This is a genomic window from Burkholderia sp. 10_S31 (genome assembly GCF_056930375.1).
Window position 1 is genome coordinate 3,461,498 of sequence record NZ_JBXOWK010000003.1, and the last position, 17,304, is coordinate 3,478,801.

Below are 17,304 nucleotides of genomic sequence, written 5' to 3' on the forward strand. Positions count from 1 at the left end.
TGGCTCAATCGCCAATGACAAGGACTCGAACAACGCTTCGTTCGAACGCTTGTCATTGAAGATTGGTGGAGGCAGACGGGATCGAACCGACGACCCCCTGCTTGCAAAGCAGGTGCTCTCCCAGCTGAGCTATGCCCCCATGAGTACAGATTGCCTCAGGGTGTACCGCCGGCTAAGACGGTGGTGGGTCTGGTTGGATTCGAACCAACGACCCCCGCCTTATCAAGACGGTGCTCTAACCGACTGAGCTACAGACCCCTGAGTCTGTCTTTAAATTTACAGCCGATAAGCGTGAGCGCTCAACTTGTGCGAGAAGCTCTGGAAAGGAGGTGATCCAGCCGCACCTTCCGATACGGCTACCTTGTTACGACTTCACCCCAGTCATGAATCCTACCGTGGTGACCGTCCTCCTTGCGGTTAGACTAGCCACTTCTGGTAAAACCCACTCCCATGGTGTGACGGGCGGTGTGTACAAGACCCGGGAACGTATTCACCGCGGCATGCTGATCCGCGATTACTAGCGATTCCAGCTTCATGCACTCGAGTTGCAGAGTGCAATCCGGACTACGATCGGTTTTCTGGGATTAGCTCCCCCTCGCGGGTTGGCAACCCTCTGTTCCGACCATTGTATGACGTGTGAAGCCCTACCCATAAGGGCCATGAGGACTTGACGTCATCCCCACCTTCCTCCGGTTTGTCACCGGCAGTCTCCTTAGAGTGCTCTTGCGTAGCAACTAAGGACAAGGGTTGCGCTCGTTGCGGGACTTAACCCAACATCTCACGACACGAGCTGACGACAGCCATGCAGCACCTGTGCGCCGGTTCTCTTTCGAGCACTCCCGCCTCTCAGCAGGATTCCGACCATGTCAAGGGTAGGTAAGGTTTTTCGCGTTGCATCGAATTAATCCACATCATCCACCGCTTGTGCGGGTCCCCGTCAATTCCTTTGAGTTTTAATCTTGCGACCGTACTCCCCAGGCGGTCAACTTCACGCGTTAGCTACGTTACTAAGGAAATGAATCCCCAACAACTAGTTGACATCGTTTAGGGCGTGGACTACCAGGGTATCTAATCCTGTTTGCTCCCCACGCTTTCGTGCATGAGCGTCAGTATTGGCCCAGGGGGCTGCCTTCGCCATCGGTATTCCTCCACATCTCTACGCATTTCACTGCTACACGTGGAATTCTACCCCCCTCTGCCATACTCTAGCCTGCCAGTCACCAATGCAGTTCCCAGGTTGAGCCCGGGGATTTCACATCGGTCTTAGCAAACCGCCTGCGCACGCTTTACGCCCAGTAATTCCGATTAACGCTTGCACCCTACGTATTACCGCGGCTGCTGGCACGTAGTTAGCCGGTGCTTATTCTTCCGGTACCGTCATCCCCCGGCTATATTAGAACCAAGGATTTCTTTCCGGACAAAAGTGCTTTACAACCCGAAGGCCTTCTTCACACACGCGGCATTGCTGGATCAGGCTTTCGCCCATTGTCCAAAATTCCCCACTGCTGCCTCCCGTAGGAGTCTGGGCCGTGTCTCAGTCCCAGTGTGGCTGGTCGTCCTCTCAGACCAGCTACTGATCGTCGCCTTGGTAGGCCTTTACCCCACCAACTAGCTAATCAGCCATCGGCCAACCCTATAGCGCGAGGCCCGAAGGTCCCCCGCTTTCATCCATAGATCGTATGCGGTATTAATCCGGCTTTCGCCGGGCTATCCCCCACTACAGGACATGTTCCGATGTATTACTCACCCGTTCGCCACTCGCCACCAGGTGCAAGCACCCGTGCTGCCGTTCGACTTGCATGTGTAAGGCATGCCGCCAGCGTTCAATCTGAGCCAGGATCAAACTCTTCAGTTTAAACCTGTTACTGTTTTCGGTTCTTTCGAACCGGTCGCTCACTCAAAGCTGACAGGTATATGAATCACTTCATAAACCTGACTTACTTTAGTGTGAGACTCTTGATACTTTCGCTATCTGATCCGAGGATCAGCTCGCGGCCATCAAGCGCCCACACTTATCGGCTGTTAATTTTTAAAGAGCGTTTCTGCGAGGAACTTCGTGTTTCTCAGCAGCGCTGCGTTTTCAGCAGCAGAGAAGCGAGATTATGAACCGTGTTTCTCAGTTCGTCAACAACTTTTTTAACTGCTTCGTTGCGACGGCTGGGGTTCAACTCCGTGTGCGCCGGGGCTCTACAACCCGCCCTCAACCGCACCGCTTCCCTTCTTCTCCCGCGCTGCGTTTCCGTTAGCGCGAAAGAGGCGTGATTCTAAGCACCCCACCCCGTCTCCGCAACCCCCTTTGTGAAATTTTTTTGACGCGCGGTGCCGGGGGCCGCTGAGCCTCGCCAATGGTCATATATAAGCGACACGGCAAGCGCAGCCTCGGTCGCCCGAGAACAGCTCCGCCGCAGCGAACGCAACCTCCCGTCGATTACCGCCCCACCATCGCCCTCACCACGCCGTCCCGCCGAATCAGCCCGTGATACAGCGCCGCGGCAAAGTGCGCGAGGAACGTCGCGAAGAACAGATAGGCCAGCACGCGATGCGCGACCCTGAGCCAGGCGAACGTCACCGGATCCGCGGAAACAATCGCCGGCAGTTGCACGCCGCTGCCCAGCGTCACCGGATACCCGCCCGCCGACAGCATCGCCCACCCGATCAGCGGCATCGCAAGCATCAGCGCATACAGCATGAGATGCGACCCGTGCGCGGCAACCTTCTGCCACCACGGCAGATCATCGGGCAACGCTGGCGGCTTCGACAGAATCCGCACCACGATCCGCACACACACCAGCACCAGTACGGCAATACCTAGCGGCTTGTGAATCGCCACCAGAACCTCATGCCGCTCAGAAACAGACGCCACCATCCCCACCCCGATGAACAACATCGTGATGATCATCGCGGCCATCACCCAATGCAGCACCCGCGCCGGCAAGCTAAACATCGTCGAAGCCTTCATCACCGTCCCTCCCCACTCATACGCGCCACGCCTGCCACGCCGGCCTCTTCACTCGTCCTGCGCAGATACGAATCCGCATAGGCAGCCGACCGCGCCGCCAGCAACGGATCCCCCGACACCTGAATCCCCTGCGGCAGCACCGTCGGGTCGTAATTCACATCTCGGCACGGCCCGCTGTCCTGCGCCTCCACGCGATCGAGCACGAGCGTCCCCGCGTCGATCGTCGTGCGCTGAGCGGGCCAGACCTTCGTCGCGTCGTCCACCGGATCGCCGGGTTCAGCCAGCGTGACCAGCAGCTTCCATTTCTGCGCGCCGTCCGCGATGCGCCGCGTCAGGTCCTGCTGCAACACGTTCGGATCCGCAGCCGTCGCGACATCCCCGGCGCCGGCCGTCTGCTCCGGCACGACGCGCCATCGCACCGCCTGACGCTTGCCCGCCGCGTCGACGAAGTAAAACGCGTTCAGCCCGTAATAGCTTTCGGTGACGTAGCTCGCGCTCGGCTTCGCACCCTTCACCCATGCGCGGAACGCGGCCGTCTCCGGATGCGCGCCGAAAAATGCTTTCACCTTCGCCGGATCGGGCTTGCCCGTCGCCGGATCCGGTAGGGTCGCCAGCAACTGCGCGTAGAACGCCTTCGGCGTCGCCACCGGAAACACCGGCATCGCGTTCATCCCGGTCCGCCATTGCTGGCCGTCCGGCGCTGTAAGCTTCAGCGCGAGGCTGCGGATCGGCACGCTGCTGTCGGGCGCGTACGGATTCCCGCCCGGCAGCGCGAACCGCCCGACCACCGGCGTGCGCACGGCCTTGAAGAACGGCGCGACCGAATACGCGCTCGCGGCGCCGTTGCCTTCGAAGTAACCGGTCACGCACACGCCCTTCGCATGATTGCGCCGGAAGCCCGGGTGAATGCCGCCGCCGGCCGTCTGCAGCGCATCGACGAGCCGGTGCGGGGTCAGACGCGCCGGCGCGAGCCATCCGCCGACATACCCGAACGCGACGGCCACGCCGGCCACCGCACCGCCGATCACGGCCCAGCGCCACCACCCGCGCCCGGGCTCCCGCGGCGGCGAAGAAGAAGATTGCTTCATGGATGCACTCCCGATCGTCAGATCATTGTCGAACGGGCGTAGGACGCCGCCCGCGCTGCTTTATTCCATGAAGAAATTTTTTGTATGCTGACGGAATAGGCGGCGCCGACCGGCGTCCTACGCGGCATCTCCACGCTTATCGGCTAGCGCCAGGCCATGCCCCCAAACGCCCTCGACGACGACGCGTTGCGCGAACTCATCCCCAGGCTGCGACGCTTCGCGCTCTGGCTGGCGCGCGACGTCCACGCGGCCGACGATCTCGTCCAGTCGACGCTCGAGCGCGCGCTGTCGCGCTGGACGAGCCGCCGCGACGACGCATCGCTGCGCAGCTGGCTCTTCACGATCCTGTACCGGCAGTTTCTCGACGGCAAACGCAGCGCGAAACGCTACGCGTGGCTGCTCGGCCGGATCCGCACGGACGACGAGCCGCACTGGCCTTCCGCCGAGCGCGAGGTAGCCGCGCGTGCGACGCTCGAAGCATTCGGCCATCTGTCCGACGAGCAGCGCAGCCTGCTGCTGCTCGTCGCGGTCGAGGGCTTCACGTATCAGGAAGTCGCCGACCTGCTCGACGTGCCGATCGGCACCGTGATGTCGCGGCTCTCCCGCGCGCGCAAGGCGCTGCGCCAGCTCAGCGACGGCGAGCTTCCCGCTCCTTCTCTCCGCTTGATGAAATGAACAACCTCCGTCCCGACGAACACGATCTCCAGGCCTATGTCGACGGCCAGCTCGACGACGATGCGCGCGCCGCGGTCGAGCGATATCTCGCGCTGCATCCGGAGAGTGCGGAACAGGTGAAGCAATGGCAGCAGGATGCGCAGCGGTTGCGGGCCGCGCTGGAAAGCGTGCGGATGCCGGGCGAGAACCCCGAGCTCGATCCTGCGGCGATTCGTGCGCGGCGGGCGGAGCGCTCGCGGATGCGGTTCGCGATGGCCGCTTCGTTCGTGTTCTGTATCGGGCTCGGGACCTTCGGAGGGTGGCAGGCGCGCGGGTGGAACGCGCCGCCGGCGGTGGCGCCGATGAGCGATGCGGTCGAGGCTTACCGGATGATGGTGGTCGATCAAACCGCGAAGGTGGATTACCGGCCGACGCGTGCGGGAGATTTGCAGGGGTGGCTCACCCGGCGCGTCGGCGCGTCGGCGAAGCTGCCGGATTTGAGCGCGGCGGGATTCAGGCCGATCGGCGGGCGGTTGTTTACGACGGACAGCGGGGCCACGGCTGCGATGGTGCTCTACGAGGACGATGGCGGGCGAACGCTGAGCTTCTATCTGCGGCCCGCGGAATCGCAACATCGGCTGCTGCCGGCCGGGCAACGCGTGGATGGCGCGTTGCTGGCGCGGTATGGTTCGGTGAACGGGCTCAACTATGCGGTGGTCGGGCCAGCCGGGAGCCTCGGGGAGAAAGCGGTCGTGCAGGCGCTCGATCAGCAGACTTGAGTGATGCGATGCGCGGCCTCACAGGCCCGGCATTTCCGATGCGGCCGTCCAAGTAGCTGATCATGCGGGCAGCACAATCATCGGTGCATCCGCACACCGTTCAAGCGCACAGCGATTGGAGTCTGTTCGGAGCCTGTTATCTACATCGGACGGAGGACTCGATGTCTTGATCGAACATCGCCGCCCTCGCCTTCGTCGTTCACAGCATTTCGAGTAACTTCCGGGTTGGATGTCCACATCCAGTGCGGGTGCTTGCGCTCACCGGTGCGGCGCACAGCGTTTCGAGTGAGTTTACCTTCGGGATATCCACATCCTGAACGTTAGTGCTATCGTTTTCCCGCCTGTCAATCGACCCAACGCCTCGAAACGCTCAAAGCCCCGTCACCAAAGCCTCGCAGCGTGATGGGATCATCCATCGACGGAGCGCTCACTCTTTCATTGCACAGCATTTCGATTGATTCCGGCGCGGGATTATCAACAAGCTTTTCAACATGACGCGCAGCTCGGACAACTGAACGCGTCGAGTCTGCACGTATCGTGAAACGCGCTACGCACGCGGGCCACGAGTGTGCCACGGCGTTTTCGATCTGGTTTGCGGTAATTGCCCACATCCATTGCTGCGCGCTCGAGATCCTCCATTCCTGCCTATTCTTCAGCGCTTCGGCTGCTTCGTCTTCCCCGCCACCAGCAAATGTCCGTGCCGCTCGCAGAAACACTCGTCATGCCATCCGTAATGCGGATCGGTGCAGACCGAGTGCCGCACATGCGGCAGCAGCGTGAGCGCGTGCAGATGAAGATCGTCGCGCAATGCCGCGAATATGCCACCCTTCGTCGGCCAGTCGGCACGCACGGGAGACTCCGGCAAGACATTGCCAAGCCGCAACTCGTCGCGAATGATCGCATCGAGGTCTTCGCATAACAACGCCGGCTGCATGAACGCCATGATCGATTTGCTCCGTTCACATCAGTTCGGTTCGATCACGTACTGATCGGGACCGTGCCACGCAATCGACCGGTGACGACGACAGCGACGTTCCCGGCGATATCCTTCACCAGCGTTTCATTGGCAGGCTATTCATTGCAGGCGTCCTTCGCCGAACCTCATCTCTAAACTCAAATCTCCTTGCCTGGGATCGTAGCGAAACTCCGCTCCCCCTTGAACACGGCTCGACTCGAGCCTCTGTGGGATGCCCGCTCACCACAGCCAGCTCAGACCACTTTGCGATCGTCCGAACGATCTTCGACTTTGTGATGCTGACGTCGAGAAGGTGAATCGCATCGTGAACGCAGGCGATTCTACAGACCTGCCGTTCGCACATTGGCCGAAGGCCTCACAGCCTGCCGATTCAGGTATCCCGCCACCGTATGCAGTGCATATCCTGCTCGAATCACAGTCGGCGGACTGTGCTTATCCAAAGGTGTTAACAGAGTTCGTATACATACGTAGTGATAGTTAACAAGCGCGCCGCCTCACAGTGGATAACCTCCGTAACGTCCTGAATTTACAGCGTGAAGCGGAATGCATAACCACAGGCAATGCACACGAAAAGCTCTGTGCAGCACAGAACAACTTTTCGTCGATTCACGGCCGCGCCAACATATCCTCAATCGTTCCACTGTGAATCCAGAGGCTTGTCGGACGGTTATCCATAGAGGGCTGTGGATAAGTTTCGTCGCAAGTCGGTCCGCTATCGAACCACGGCAGTCAGGTACAGCCCGCCGAGGATCATCGCGACGCCTCCCCATTGCGCATACGACACACGTTCGCCGAAGAATACGATTCCGGCCAGAAAGACGAGCACGAACGTGAGCGCGGTAAACGGATACACGACGGTGAGCCCTGCCTTGCTCAGTGCGAAGATCCAGAGCACCGTGCCCGCGCCGTAGCAGAGCAGCCCGAGTGCGACCCACGCATTGATGAATTCAGCCAATGCGTGGCGGCCGTCGGCACCGACCTTGAACGCGATCTGGCCGGTTGCAGCCAGGAACACGCCGGTGAGAATGAGAAGGTAGACGGACAGTTTCACCGGTCTTCCTCAGTGCGCTTCAATCGGTTGGCGACCATGCGGCTCTTCAGAATCGCGATGCCGGTCTTCACGCGCACCGGCAGCCAGCGCAGCATGAACTTTCGCACCTTGTAGCCGGGCGGCGACACGTCCGGTACGCCCGAACTGCCGTCGACGCGGTGTTGTCTGATGGCGTCCGGCAGCCGTTCCACTTCGTCGGCGGCAACAAAAAAGAGCAGGTTGTAGCGGTACCAAGGTTCGATGCGGGTGTCCGCGGCGATCAGCGGCCGTACGAAATCGAACAGCAGGTAGCCGCGCTGCGCGAACAGGTCGCGCCAGAACCCGTAGCCCTGTTCGTTGATGTGGTTTTCGCCGCCTTGGCCGGGTACCGCGGCGGAAAACAGCACATGCTTGCCATGCCGGACGAGATTGTCGACGAGCATCTCGCTGGATGCCTTCGGCACGTGCTCGCCGACTTCGAGGCACTGGACGAGGTCGAACGACCGCTCGAGATCGAAGCGCTTCGAAATATCGGCCGGCACGAAGTGGGCGTGATCGAACAGCAATACCGAACGATCGACATAGTCGCCGTCGATGCCGGTCACGTCCTGCACGCCGAGCTCGCGGTGCACGCTGAGCCACGCTCCGGCGCCGCAACCGACGTCGAGGATGCTCGCGGGCCTCAGCATTGCATTGATGCTTGGCAGTACGCCGCGCGCGGACCGTACCGATCCTTCGCGCTGGTACCGGTAGAACGTCTCGTCATACGGCCGCGGCGTATCGTCCGCGATGAATCCAGGTGGCATCGCAATCTCCCGATGGCGCGATCGGTGCATGACGTGGCGCGACGCAACGCACCTCATGCGGCGGCACTGCAATCAATCGCCCCGACAAGCCTGCTTCTCATACACCGACCATTCGCCTGCCGTCTTCACGCGCACGACGCGACAGTCCGGATTGGCGAAAAACGCATCCGGCAGCGGTGTTTCGGCGCGGACGAAGAAATACCGGTACAGGCGCCCCTGGTGCCGCTGCCAGTTGAAGTGCCGGTACAGCTGCTGCGGCGAGACGTCGGATGGCCCGACACCGGGCAGCCGGTCGAGCCGAAAGCGGACGATCTGCGGCGGGAACCGCGCGGCATTGAAATCGACGAAACCACGATGCTCGGCCTGATACCAGACCGCAAAGTTCTCGTAGACGAACGGATTATCCGCAGCCACGCTCGCCCGGTCGACGATGATCGCGAGGCCGCGCTGCGCCGGTTCGATCGCGTTGGCGACCCGGTCGAAATCAGCGCTCTCGTCGGCGAAGCGCAGCACACGCACGCCTTGCTGCGCGATGAAGCCGATGCAGATTCCGGCAAGGATCAACTGCGCCATCAGCGAGAGCCATGGCGTCTCCCCTCGACCGGGTTCCGCCGGCATGGGTGCCTGGAACATCAATGCATAGAACGGAAACAGGAACAGTGCGAAGCGCGGAAACAGGAAGAACGTATTGATCGCGAACAGCGGCACGCCGAACCAGACAACGGCCATGACGATCGCCGGTACATAGGTGGTAACGTGTCGGTTTGCCTTCGACGCCATCAGGAGCGGTGCGGCGGCGATCAGCAGGGACGCCAGCAGTGCACTGTCGTCGGCGGTAGTACCCCAGGGATACATCGCGGCCGCAAACATTCGGAACAGTGGATTGATGGTCCAGATCACGGTGAACGGATACATCGGTGCCAGATCGACATCGCGATGCAAGAGCGCGTACAGCACCGTGACAAGAGCGAGCACCGCATACGGCCACGCGGCGAGCAGTGCGCGCGGAAACATGCGGGGCCGGCGCACGAGCAGGAACAACCCGCCGATCGCGTTCGCGAACACGAAGATCAGCCCGTGCGAGAAAAACAGCGCAAGATTGACGAGCGCCAGTACAGTGCCGCGGCGAGAGGTCGGCTGCTCGGCATAGTCGAGCGCAAGCGTAAGGAAGATCATCGCGATCGGCGCGGCGACCAGGTACGAATAGAGGCCGAATTCATACGCGAAGCCGAAGAACCCGGGCACGCACAGCCAGTCGAGGCGCGGGTCGGTACTGAGACGCCGGCGCAGCGCGATATACGCGGCGACGAATCCGTAGAACGACAGGGTCAGCATGACCTTGAACGCGGCAGTGACCGGCATCACGAACGACAGTGCTGCCGCCGCGCCATAGCCGAGCAGGTAGGGTGTAAACAGGTTGATCCGCAGCAGTGGCGCCCAGGGCGACTGGCCGAGCAGCATGTCGTGCAGCGTTGCGACCTGTGCCGCGTGCTGCGGAAGATCGACCATTGGCGGGTGCGGTGCGAGCCAGAACAGCAGGCCGGCCGCCGCGACCGTCGCAACGAACAATGCACGCAACGCGCGATCCACCGCGCGACGTGGCCACGCGCGCGGCAGGCGGCCGCTTACCGTGCTGTCATCCATCGCGCGAGTCCCCCGTGTGAGATACCGATGCCGCTAGCCTCGTGCCGGATCGTTGCGGCACAGGACCGATTGCCCGTCATAGCGTCTTCTCGACGATGAAGCGCGGGCGCTGCTTCGTCTCCGCATAGATCTTCGCGACATAGCCGCCGATCACGCCGAGGAACAGCAACTGCAGGCCGCCGAGAAAGTACATCGGGATCACCGTGGACGCCCAACCGGGCACCGAGCGGTCGGTGAACAGCCGGATCGACAGCGCCCAGATGCCGAACACGGTCGAGGCCAGCGCGAGCAGGGCGCCAACGTACGCGCTCCATTGCAGCGGCTTGGTCGAAAACGACGCGACGCCGTCCGATGCGAGCAAGATCATCCTTGCCAATGGATATTTGCTTTCGCCGGCGAAGCGCGGTTGCCGGTCGTACCGGACGATCGCGGTACGGAAGCCCAGCAGCGGCACGATGCCGCGCAGGAACAGGTTGACCTCGCGGAAGCCGCGCAATTCTTCGATTGCCCGGCGGCTCATCAGGCGGAAATCCGCGTGATCCGGCAAGATGTCCACGCCGAAGCGGCGCAGCAGCCGGTAGTAGCCGCGCGCGCTGACGCGCTTGAAGAAGCCGTCGCTGTCGCGACGCTGCCGCACGCCGAATACGATCTCGGCGCCGGATTGGTATTCGCCCAGCATGCGCGGAATCGCGTCGAGGTCGTCCTGGAGATCGGCGTCGAGACTGATCAGCACGTCGCCGTTCACTTTCATGAGGCCGGCAAGCAACGCATTCTGGTGCCCGTGGTTGCGCGACAGCTTGAGGCCATGGATCCGTGGATCGGCGGCATGGAAGCCTTCGATCAACGACCAGGTCCCGTCGTGCGAACCGTCGTCGACGAATGTCACGCCGCTCGAGCCGTCGACGATACCGTCGCCGGCAAGCCGGTCGAGCAGGATCGTAAGCCTGCGTACGGTTTCCGGCAACACGGCTTCTTCGTTAAAGCAGGGAATCACCAGATTGAGCGCGACCATACCCACCCCGATATCGTTACGCGTATGTTGCGGCTTGTCGTCGTCACGAGAAGCTACCGGTCCGTGCAATATGTCGGGCAGGTCGTGCATCATGCGCGCCTGTTCCCGGTGACCGGGTCGAGCCGGTTCCTGCTCTTGATTATCGTTCGCAACCCCGGACCCGGATTCGCGACGAATCCATTATGACTTAACGTGGTCCGGGCCGGTGAGACGTCGCAGTGAGGATGAACCCGCATGCGATCGCCGTTTGCCTCAAGCACCGCGCAATCCCGAACGCATCCCCCCGATTCAAAAAATTTTCACGAAGGGGCTTGTGCTCCTCGAAAACCCTCTCTATAATTCGCGGCTTCTTAGGCTCGTAGCTCAGTTGGTTAGAGCACCACCTTGACATGGTGGGGGTCGTTGGTTCGAATCCAATCGAGCCTACCAACGAACAAAATGAAGGGGTCCGGCAGCGCGAATTGCCTACAGGCAATCCGGCTCGCCAAACATACGAACGCCACGCGGCAACATCGCGTGGCGTTTTTATTTTTGCGGCCGAAACTGCGCATGCATGTGCACGGTGCGTCGTGCGATACACGCATCGCAATCAGCCGGCGACAGGCAAAGCAGGGCGCGGAGAAGGGGCAGCAGGCGCAATGTGCCTACCGGCCACCCTCAGTGCAGATGCTTCAACTTGTCAGGATTCCGCACGACATAGATCGCGACGATCTTCCCATCCTCGATCTCGAGCGCGGTAGTCTGCAGCTCGCCGTCGGCTTCCAGCGTGACGAAACCCGGCAACCCGTTGATGAACCCGGCCCGCACGAACTTCGACGCATGCGTGGTGAACAGCTCGGCCAGGTACTCGTGCACCTTCATCACACGTTCGAAGCCGATCACCGGCTTGCCCGCGGCCGCGCGCTTGCCGCCGCCGTCGGAATGCAGGCTCACGTCCTCGGCGAGCATCGCGCCGAGCGCGCGCATGTCGCCGCTGCGTGACGCCGCGAAGAACGCCTCGGCCAGCTCGATCCCGCGCTGCTTCTCGACATGGAACCGAGGCCGCGCCTCGCGCACATGCGTACGTGCGCGCGCCGCAAGCTGCCGGCATGCGGCCGGGTCGCGCTGGATCGTCGTCGCGATCTCGTCGAACTCGAGGCCGAACACGTCGTGCAGCAGGAACGCCGCGCGCTCCAGCGGCGACAGCCGTTCGAGCGCGAGCATCAGCGGCAGCGTGACGTCTTCCTGTGCATCTTCCTCGACGACCGGCTCGGGCAGCCACGGGCCGATATAGGTCTCGCGCTGGTGCCGCGCGGACTTCAGCTGGTCGAGGCACATGCGCATCACCATGCGGCGCAGGAACGCCTCGGGCACGCGCACCTCGGTGCGATCGACGTCCATCCAGCGGATGAACGCCTCCTGCACCATGTCCTCGGCATCCGCGACGGAACCGAGCATCCGGTACGCGACGCGGATCAGTGTGCGACGCAGCGGGTCGAAGCTCGCTGCTGCGTCAGCCCGGTCTTCGGCACTGCGCGCGGCCGGATCGAGGTTCGTCATCAGGCCACCATCTTCGCCGCCGCAGCCTTCGCTTCGGCCGGATCGACCCACAGCCCGAAGCCGACGGCAAGCCGGTTCCAGCCATTGATCACGTTGATCATCAGCGTGAGTTTCACCTGTTCCTCCTGGCTGAAGTGATCGTTCAGCGCCGCATACGCGGCCTCGTGCGCGGCGTGGCCCTCCGACAGCCGCGTGAGCGCGTCGGTCCAGCCGAGCGCCGCGCGTTCGCGGTCGGTGTAGCAGGGCGCTTCGCGCCACGCGGCCAGCAGGTTGATGCGCTGCTCGGTCTCGCCTTGCTCGCGCGCCTCGACGGTGTGCATGTTAAGACAGTTCGCGCACGCGTTGATCTGCGATGCGCGGATCTTCACCAGCTCGATCAGCGTCGGCTCGAGGCTCCCGGCCGCTGCGACCGATACGGTCATCCAGCTCTTCATCAGCGCGGGGGCGGCGGCAAACGGATTGAGTTTCGCAGTCATGGTCCTTCTCCTTTCGTATGGGTTCCATTGATATGACGAGCGAGCCCCCAGGGCGTGTGACATCGATGCGAAAAATTTTTCAAAAACCGGGAAACGTGCGAAGGCATGAGCCGCTGACAATCGGGCGGGCGGCCGCGATACCAACGCGCGGATCGAGACCGATATCGTCTCGGTCGTCCCGCACACCGGACATTCGACCAGCCGCATGGCGCCGTTGCTCCGGCGAACCCGAGCCATCGACCTTTCATCGGAGCAGCGCGGCTGTCATGAGGCGTCGGTAGTGCGCACGTGCAGGCATGCACATTGCGTTCCTTCCTCCTTCCGTTACCGAGCCTCGCCATGACGGGCATCGACGGTTCGTCACGCCGACGATCGGCGCATGGCGAATGCTTTCATTTTTCTTTCGTGTTGGTTTCGTCCGAAATCCGATTCGCGACGTTCACATTTCTGGCCCATACTGTTCTGCATGGGCAGATGGAGTGACGCCGCATCAGCGGCCCGGCGCGCGCGCCGGCTGCCCGACGACGCAGCAACGAAGGTCGCACGTCAGCCGCGCGCATCCGAGCGCAAGGCTTTCCCTTTTCCGGCAACGCAACGCAGCGAATCGCGACGTGGACGGTAAACCGATGAGCCTCCCTGCATCCCAGCTTCAGCGCCGTTACCAGGACGTGCGCGCCCATAGCGTCGCATTGACCGCGACGCTGTCCGCCGAAGACCAGGCCGTGCAGTCGATGCCCGACGCGAGCCCGGTGAAATGGCATCTCGCGCATACGACCTGGTTCTTCGAAACCGTCGTGCTGATGCGCCGCGTGCCGGGCTACGCGCCGTTCGACGACACGTTCCAGTTCCTCTTCAATTCCTATTACGAAGCGCTCGGCCCGCGCCATCCGCGGCCGCAGCGCGGGTTGCTTACGCGTCCGTCGCTCGACGAGGTGCATGCGTACCGGCAGTACGTCGACGAAGCGATGCTGCGCGCGCTCGATGGAGCCGACCCGGCGTTGCTCGCGGCGATCGCGCCCGAGATCGAGCTGGGCCTGCATCACGAGCAGCAGCATCAGGAGCTGATCGTCACGGACATGCTGCATGCGTTCTCGTGCAACCCGCTGAAGCCCGCGTTCCGGCCGCGCAGCGGCGCCGGCACGCACGCCGCACTGGCCGCGGGCGATGCGGGCCCGTTGCGCTGGCTGCATCAGCCGGGCGGGCTCATCGAGATCGGCCACGACGGCGACGCATTTTCGTTCGACAACGAACGGCCGCGCCATACGGCGCTCGTGCGCCCGTGCGAGATCGCGAACCGTCTGGTGACGAATGCGGAATTCGCGGCCTTCATCGCGGAAGGCGGCTACGAACGCCCTGAATACTGGCTGTCCGACGGCTGGGCAACGGTGCAGCGGGAAGGGTGGTCGGGGCCCGCCTACTGGATTCCCGACGATGACGGCAATGCGAAAACCGTCCATGCATGGTGCGCGTTCGGCCTGCACGGCGTGGAGCCGCTCGCGCCCGATGCGCCCGTGTGTCACGTGAGCTTCTACGAAGCGGCCGCGTACGCGGAATGGGCCGGCGCACGCCTGCCGACCGAATTCGAATGGGAAGCCGCGTTCGGCACGAACGGCATTCAACAGATGCTCGGGCATGCATGGCAGTGGACGCGTTCGTCCTACGAGCCGTATCCGGGCTTTCGGCCGCTCGCCGGCGTCACTGCCGAATACAACGGCAAGTTCATGGTTGGCCAGCAGGTTCTGCGCGGCAGCAGCATTGCGACGCCGCCGGGGCACGAGCGGCCGACGTACCGCAATTTCTTTCCGCCGGCCGCGCGCTGGCAATTCACGGGAGTGCGACTTGCGCGAGACGTCTGACCTGACGGCCACGAGCGGTGGCCTGCAACCCGCCCGCGATGCGCGGCCGAGCGCGTTCGAGCGCGACCTGATCGACGGACTGTCGCGCACGCCGCGCAGCATTTCGCCGAAATACTTCTACGACGCGGCCGGCTCCGCGCTGTTCGACCGCATCTGCGAACTGCCCGAGTACTACCCGACGCGCACGGAGCTCGGGATCCTGCGCGATCGTGCGGCCGAGATCGTTCGGCGCGTCGGCCCGCATGCGGACATCGTCGAGTTCGGCGCGGGCTCGCTCGAGAAGATCCGCGTGCTGCTCGACGCATGCGCGGACAACTGCGCGAACGCGCCGGCGCGCTACGTGCCGATCGACATCTCGGCCGACTACCTGCACGGCGCGGCCGCGCGGCTGCGTGCCGCATATCCGTGGCTCGACGTTGCGCCGATCGCGGCCGACTACACGAAGGCCGACCAGCTGGCCGAGCTGACCGAAACGCCGCGCCGGCGCATCGGCTTCTTCCCCGGCTCGACGATCGGCAACTTCTCGCCGGAGGAAGCCGACGCATTCCTGCGCGATGCCGCGCGGCTGTTGCGCGGCGGCGGCCTGCTGGTCGGCGCGGATCTCGTGAAGGACGAGCGCACGCTGCATCACGCGTACAACGACGCGCAGGGCGTGACCGCGCAGTTCAACCTGAACCTGCTCGCCCGCGCGAACGTCGAGCTCGGTTCGGACTTCGATCTCGACGCGTTCTCGCATTGCGCGTTCTACGATCGCGAGCGGCAGCGCATCGAGATGCATCTCGTCAGCGATATCGCGCAGACGGTGCACGTGCGCGGCCACACGTTCCGCTTCGAGGCCGGCGAACGCATCCATACGGAGAACTCGCACAAGTTCACGATCGACGGCTTCCATGCGATCGCGCGGCGTGCGGGCTTCGAGCCCGACACCGTATGGACCGATGCGGACAACCTGTTCAGCGTGCACTGGCTGCGCAGCGTCGACGATATCCGTGCGTAACGCCGTGACGAACCGCTCGCACGGCGTGCGTGCGGTTTGCATGCTGCATGCATCGCCGGCCCGATCTTCGGCAAAAATTCCCGCCTTTACCGCTTCGATGCGCCGTTGCAACGACACGTCGAAGCGCTCGTCGCCCTTGCCACGCAAGGCTTTGCGCTCATTCGTAAACGTCCGTTACCGGTCTCGCAGACCGGTTTCACCTGTGTCGGCGCCCGGTGTCTAGACTCCGAACCGTATTCACATGAAGCACGACACGTGCAGGGAGTCGCCAGATGAGCAAGAAACTTATTCTCGGTGCAGTTCTCGGTGTAGCGGCGCTGGCAGCATCGGGCGTCGCATCGGCCCACGTCGACCTGTCGGTCGGCGTCGGTGTGCCGGGCGTCTACGCGGCGCCGGCGCCCGTCTACGTCGCGCCGCCGCCACCGGTGATGTACGCGCCGGTGGGTTACCGCGACGACGGCTGGCGTGCGCGCGAATGGCGCGAACACGAATGGCGCCGCCGTGAATGGCGCGAGCATGAGTGGCGCGATCGCGGCGACCGTGGCGGCTGGCGCGGCCGCTGGGATTGAAGCCCGGCGACCGGATCACGAGAACCCTGATCACGACGACAAGAGGAGAGTGATCGCATGATGCCCATTCGACACATCAGGTTGTGCGCAACCGCCGCTGTCGTTGCGCTCGCAACGATCGGCAGCGCGCACGCAGCGGGCTGCATGAAGGGCGCGGTGGTGGGCGGCGTCGCCGGCCACTATGCGGGACATCACGCCGTGGTCGGCGCGGTCGGCGGCTGTATCGTCGGCCACCACATGGCGAAGAAGCACGAGCAGGAGTTGGCCGCGCAGCGCAAGGCCGCCGCGCAGGGCATGCACCCCGCGCAGTAAGCGCAATCGTCGACGGAGCGGCGCCGCGGCGCCGTTTCCGCCTTTCATCTTCCTTTTCTCACGGCGGCCGGCCCCGCATTTCGCGCCCGAGCCGGCCTTTTGCAAATTGGTCTGACGAATACGCGCCACGCGCGCCGTTACGATCATTTACAACGCGGAATCGCGCGAATTTTCAGCGTTCCTAGAATGCAACTACACAAACGCGCTCCAGGGAGCAAACAATGAAAACGCAACGATATCTGTCCGTGCTGGCAGCCGCGCTATTCGCACTCGGCGCCGTTTCCGCGAATGCAGCGGCCGGCGGCAATGGAGGCGGTGGTGGTGGCGGCAACGGTGGTGGCCACGGCGCAGGCGGCATGGGCGGCAACGCGGGCGGCATGTCCGGCGGCCATATGAGCGGCGCAGCGCTGAGCAACTCGAACGGTTTCCGTTCGGGCGACCGCGACAAGGGCCTCGCGCGAGCGGCCGATCGCTCCGACACGATCGCCGATCGTGCGGGCACGCAGCCAGGCCGCGGTCATGGGCATACGCACGGCCATACCGCACATGCCTCGACGTCGACGCATCACGCGCATCGCAACGCGTTCGGTCACACGCTGTAAGTACG

Annotated in this window: 16 protein-coding genes, 3 tRNA genes and 1 rRNA gene; 8 read left to right on the forward strand and 12 right to left on the reverse strand. The window is 63.1% G+C overall.

Features of this window, described 5'->3' with window-relative positions; all coding sequences use genetic code 11:
* Window positions 1-63: 63 nt before the first annotated feature.
* The 5 genes from AC1Z3W_RS36285 to AC1Z3W_RS36305 form a co-directional block, all read right to left on the reverse strand.
* Window positions 64-139 (reverse strand) — tRNA-Ala (locus AC1Z3W_RS36285).
* Between the two features lie 42 nt (window positions 140-181).
* Window positions 182-258, reverse strand: a tRNA-Ile gene (locus AC1Z3W_RS36290).
* A gap of 64 nt (window positions 259-322) precedes the next feature.
* Window positions 323-1,855, reverse strand: a 16S ribosomal RNA gene (locus tag AC1Z3W_RS36295).
* Window positions 1,856-2,428: 573 nt separating this feature from the next.
* On the reverse strand, window positions 2,429-2,959 hold the full coding sequence (locus tag AC1Z3W_RS36300) for a cytochrome b (RefSeq protein ID WP_175826466.1): 531 nt from the start codon (window positions 2,957-2,959) through the stop codon (window positions 2,429-2,431).
* Window positions 2,959-4,047, reverse strand: coding sequence for a catalase family peroxidase (locus AC1Z3W_RS36305; RefSeq protein WP_175826465.1), 1,089 nt, complete (start codon window positions 4,045-4,047; stop codon window positions 2,959-2,961). The genes AC1Z3W_RS36300 and AC1Z3W_RS36305 overlap by 1 nt, the downstream gene beginning before the upstream one ends.
* 156 nt (window positions 4,048-4,203) lie before the next feature.
* Here AC1Z3W_RS36305 and AC1Z3W_RS36310 point away from each other — a divergent pair, with 156 nt between their 5' ends.
* A complete protein-coding gene (locus AC1Z3W_RS36310) occupies window positions 4,204-4,722 on the forward strand; it encodes an RNA polymerase sigma factor (RefSeq protein ID WP_057928021.1) in 519 nt (172 codons plus the stop codon).
* Entirely contained in the window at window positions 4,719-5,480 is a 762-nt protein-coding gene (locus AC1Z3W_RS36315) for an anti-sigma factor family protein (RefSeq protein ID WP_057928020.1), read from the forward strand. The genes AC1Z3W_RS36310 and AC1Z3W_RS36315 overlap by 4 nt, the downstream gene beginning before the upstream one ends.
* A 652-nt stretch (window positions 5,481-6,132) precedes the next feature.
* Here the strand turns inward: AC1Z3W_RS36315 and AC1Z3W_RS36320 are convergent.
* The 5 genes from AC1Z3W_RS36320 to AC1Z3W_RS36340 all read right to left on the reverse strand — a co-directional run bounded on the left by AC1Z3W_RS36320 (window position 6,133) and on the right by AC1Z3W_RS36340 (window position 10,948).
* Window positions 6,133-6,423 carry a hypothetical protein gene (locus tag AC1Z3W_RS36320; protein WP_124834734.1) on the reverse strand — a complete coding sequence of 97 codons (291 nt, stop codon included), beginning with the start codon at window positions 6,421-6,423 and terminating at the stop codon, window positions 6,133-6,135.
* A 745-nt stretch (window positions 6,424-7,168) separates the two neighbouring features.
* Window positions 7,169-7,507 carry a DMT family transporter gene (locus tag AC1Z3W_RS36325; RefSeq protein ID WP_175826464.1) on the reverse strand — a complete coding sequence of 113 codons (339 nt, stop codon included), beginning with the start codon at window positions 7,505-7,507 and terminating at the stop codon, window positions 7,169-7,171.
* On the reverse strand, window positions 7,504-8,292 hold the full coding sequence (locus AC1Z3W_RS36330) for a methyltransferase domain-containing protein (RefSeq protein ID WP_175826463.1): 789 nt from the start codon (window positions 8,290-8,292) through the stop codon (window positions 7,504-7,506). Before AC1Z3W_RS36330 ends, AC1Z3W_RS36325 begins: the two co-directional genes overlap by 4 nt.
* Before the next feature lie 72 nt (window positions 8,293-8,364).
* On the reverse strand, window positions 8,365-9,936 hold the full coding sequence (locus tag AC1Z3W_RS36335) for a hypothetical protein (RefSeq protein ID WP_483509468.1): 1,572 nt from the start codon (window positions 9,934-9,936) through the stop codon (window positions 8,365-8,367).
* A gap of 76 nt (window positions 9,937-10,012) precedes the next feature.
* Entirely contained in the window at window positions 10,013-10,948 is a 936-nt protein-coding gene (locus tag AC1Z3W_RS36340) for a glycosyltransferase family 2 protein (protein WP_175826461.1), read from the reverse strand.
* A gap of 352 nt (window positions 10,949-11,300) precedes the next feature.
* Between AC1Z3W_RS36340 and AC1Z3W_RS36345 the strand changes: the two genes are divergently transcribed.
* Window positions 11,301-11,377, forward strand: a tRNA-Val gene (locus AC1Z3W_RS36345).
* A gap of 228 nt (window positions 11,378-11,605) precedes the next feature.
* Here AC1Z3W_RS36345 and AC1Z3W_RS36350 read toward each other — a convergent pair.
* Together AC1Z3W_RS36350 and AC1Z3W_RS36355 are read right to left on the reverse strand one after the other, a co-directional pair.
* Complete coding sequence (locus AC1Z3W_RS36350; protein WP_483509469.1) at window positions 11,606-12,487, reverse strand: sigma-70 family RNA polymerase sigma factor; 882 nt, start codon at window positions 12,485-12,487, stop codon at window positions 11,606-11,608.
* Window positions 12,487-12,963, reverse strand: a complete 477-nt coding sequence (locus tag AC1Z3W_RS36355) for a carboxymuconolactone decarboxylase family protein (protein WP_057928018.1) — start codon at window positions 12,961-12,963, stop codon at window positions 12,487-12,489. The genes AC1Z3W_RS36350 and AC1Z3W_RS36355 overlap by 1 nt, the downstream gene beginning before the upstream one ends.
* Window positions 12,964-13,589: 626 nt before the next feature.
* On the opposite strand from AC1Z3W_RS36355, the gene egtB reads away from it, so the two are divergent.
* The 5 genes from egtB (at window position 13,590) to AC1Z3W_RS36380 (ending at window position 17,299) form a co-directional block, all read left to right on the forward strand.
* On the forward strand, window positions 13,590-14,819 hold the full coding sequence (gene egtB / locus AC1Z3W_RS36360; protein ID WP_483509470.1) for an ergothioneine biosynthesis protein EgtB: 1,230 nt from the start codon (window positions 13,590-13,592) through the stop codon (window positions 14,817-14,819).
* The gene (gene egtD, locus AC1Z3W_RS36365) at window positions 14,803-15,816 is read left to right on the forward strand and encodes an L-histidine N(alpha)-methyltransferase (RefSeq protein ID WP_483509471.1); all 1,014 of its coding nucleotides are present in this window, start codon (window positions 14,803-14,805) and stop codon (window positions 15,814-15,816) included. The genes egtB and egtD overlap by 17 nt, the downstream gene beginning before the upstream one ends.
* Before the next feature lie 272 nt (window positions 15,817-16,088).
* The gene (locus AC1Z3W_RS36370) at window positions 16,089-16,385 is read left to right on the forward strand and encodes a hypothetical protein (protein ID WP_057928015.1); all 297 of its coding nucleotides are present in this window, start codon (window positions 16,089-16,091) and stop codon (window positions 16,383-16,385) included.
* A 57-nt stretch (window positions 16,386-16,442) separates the two neighbouring features.
* On the forward strand, window positions 16,443-16,697 hold the full coding sequence (locus AC1Z3W_RS36375; protein ID WP_175826456.1) for a hypothetical protein: 255 nt from the start codon (window positions 16,443-16,445) through the stop codon (window positions 16,695-16,697).
* A gap of 221 nt (window positions 16,698-16,918) precedes the next feature.
* Complete coding sequence (locus AC1Z3W_RS36380) at window positions 16,919-17,299, forward strand: hypothetical protein (protein WP_483509472.1); 381 nt, start codon at window positions 16,919-16,921, stop codon at window positions 17,297-17,299.
* The last annotated feature ends 5 nt before the right edge of the window (window positions 17,300-17,304 follow it).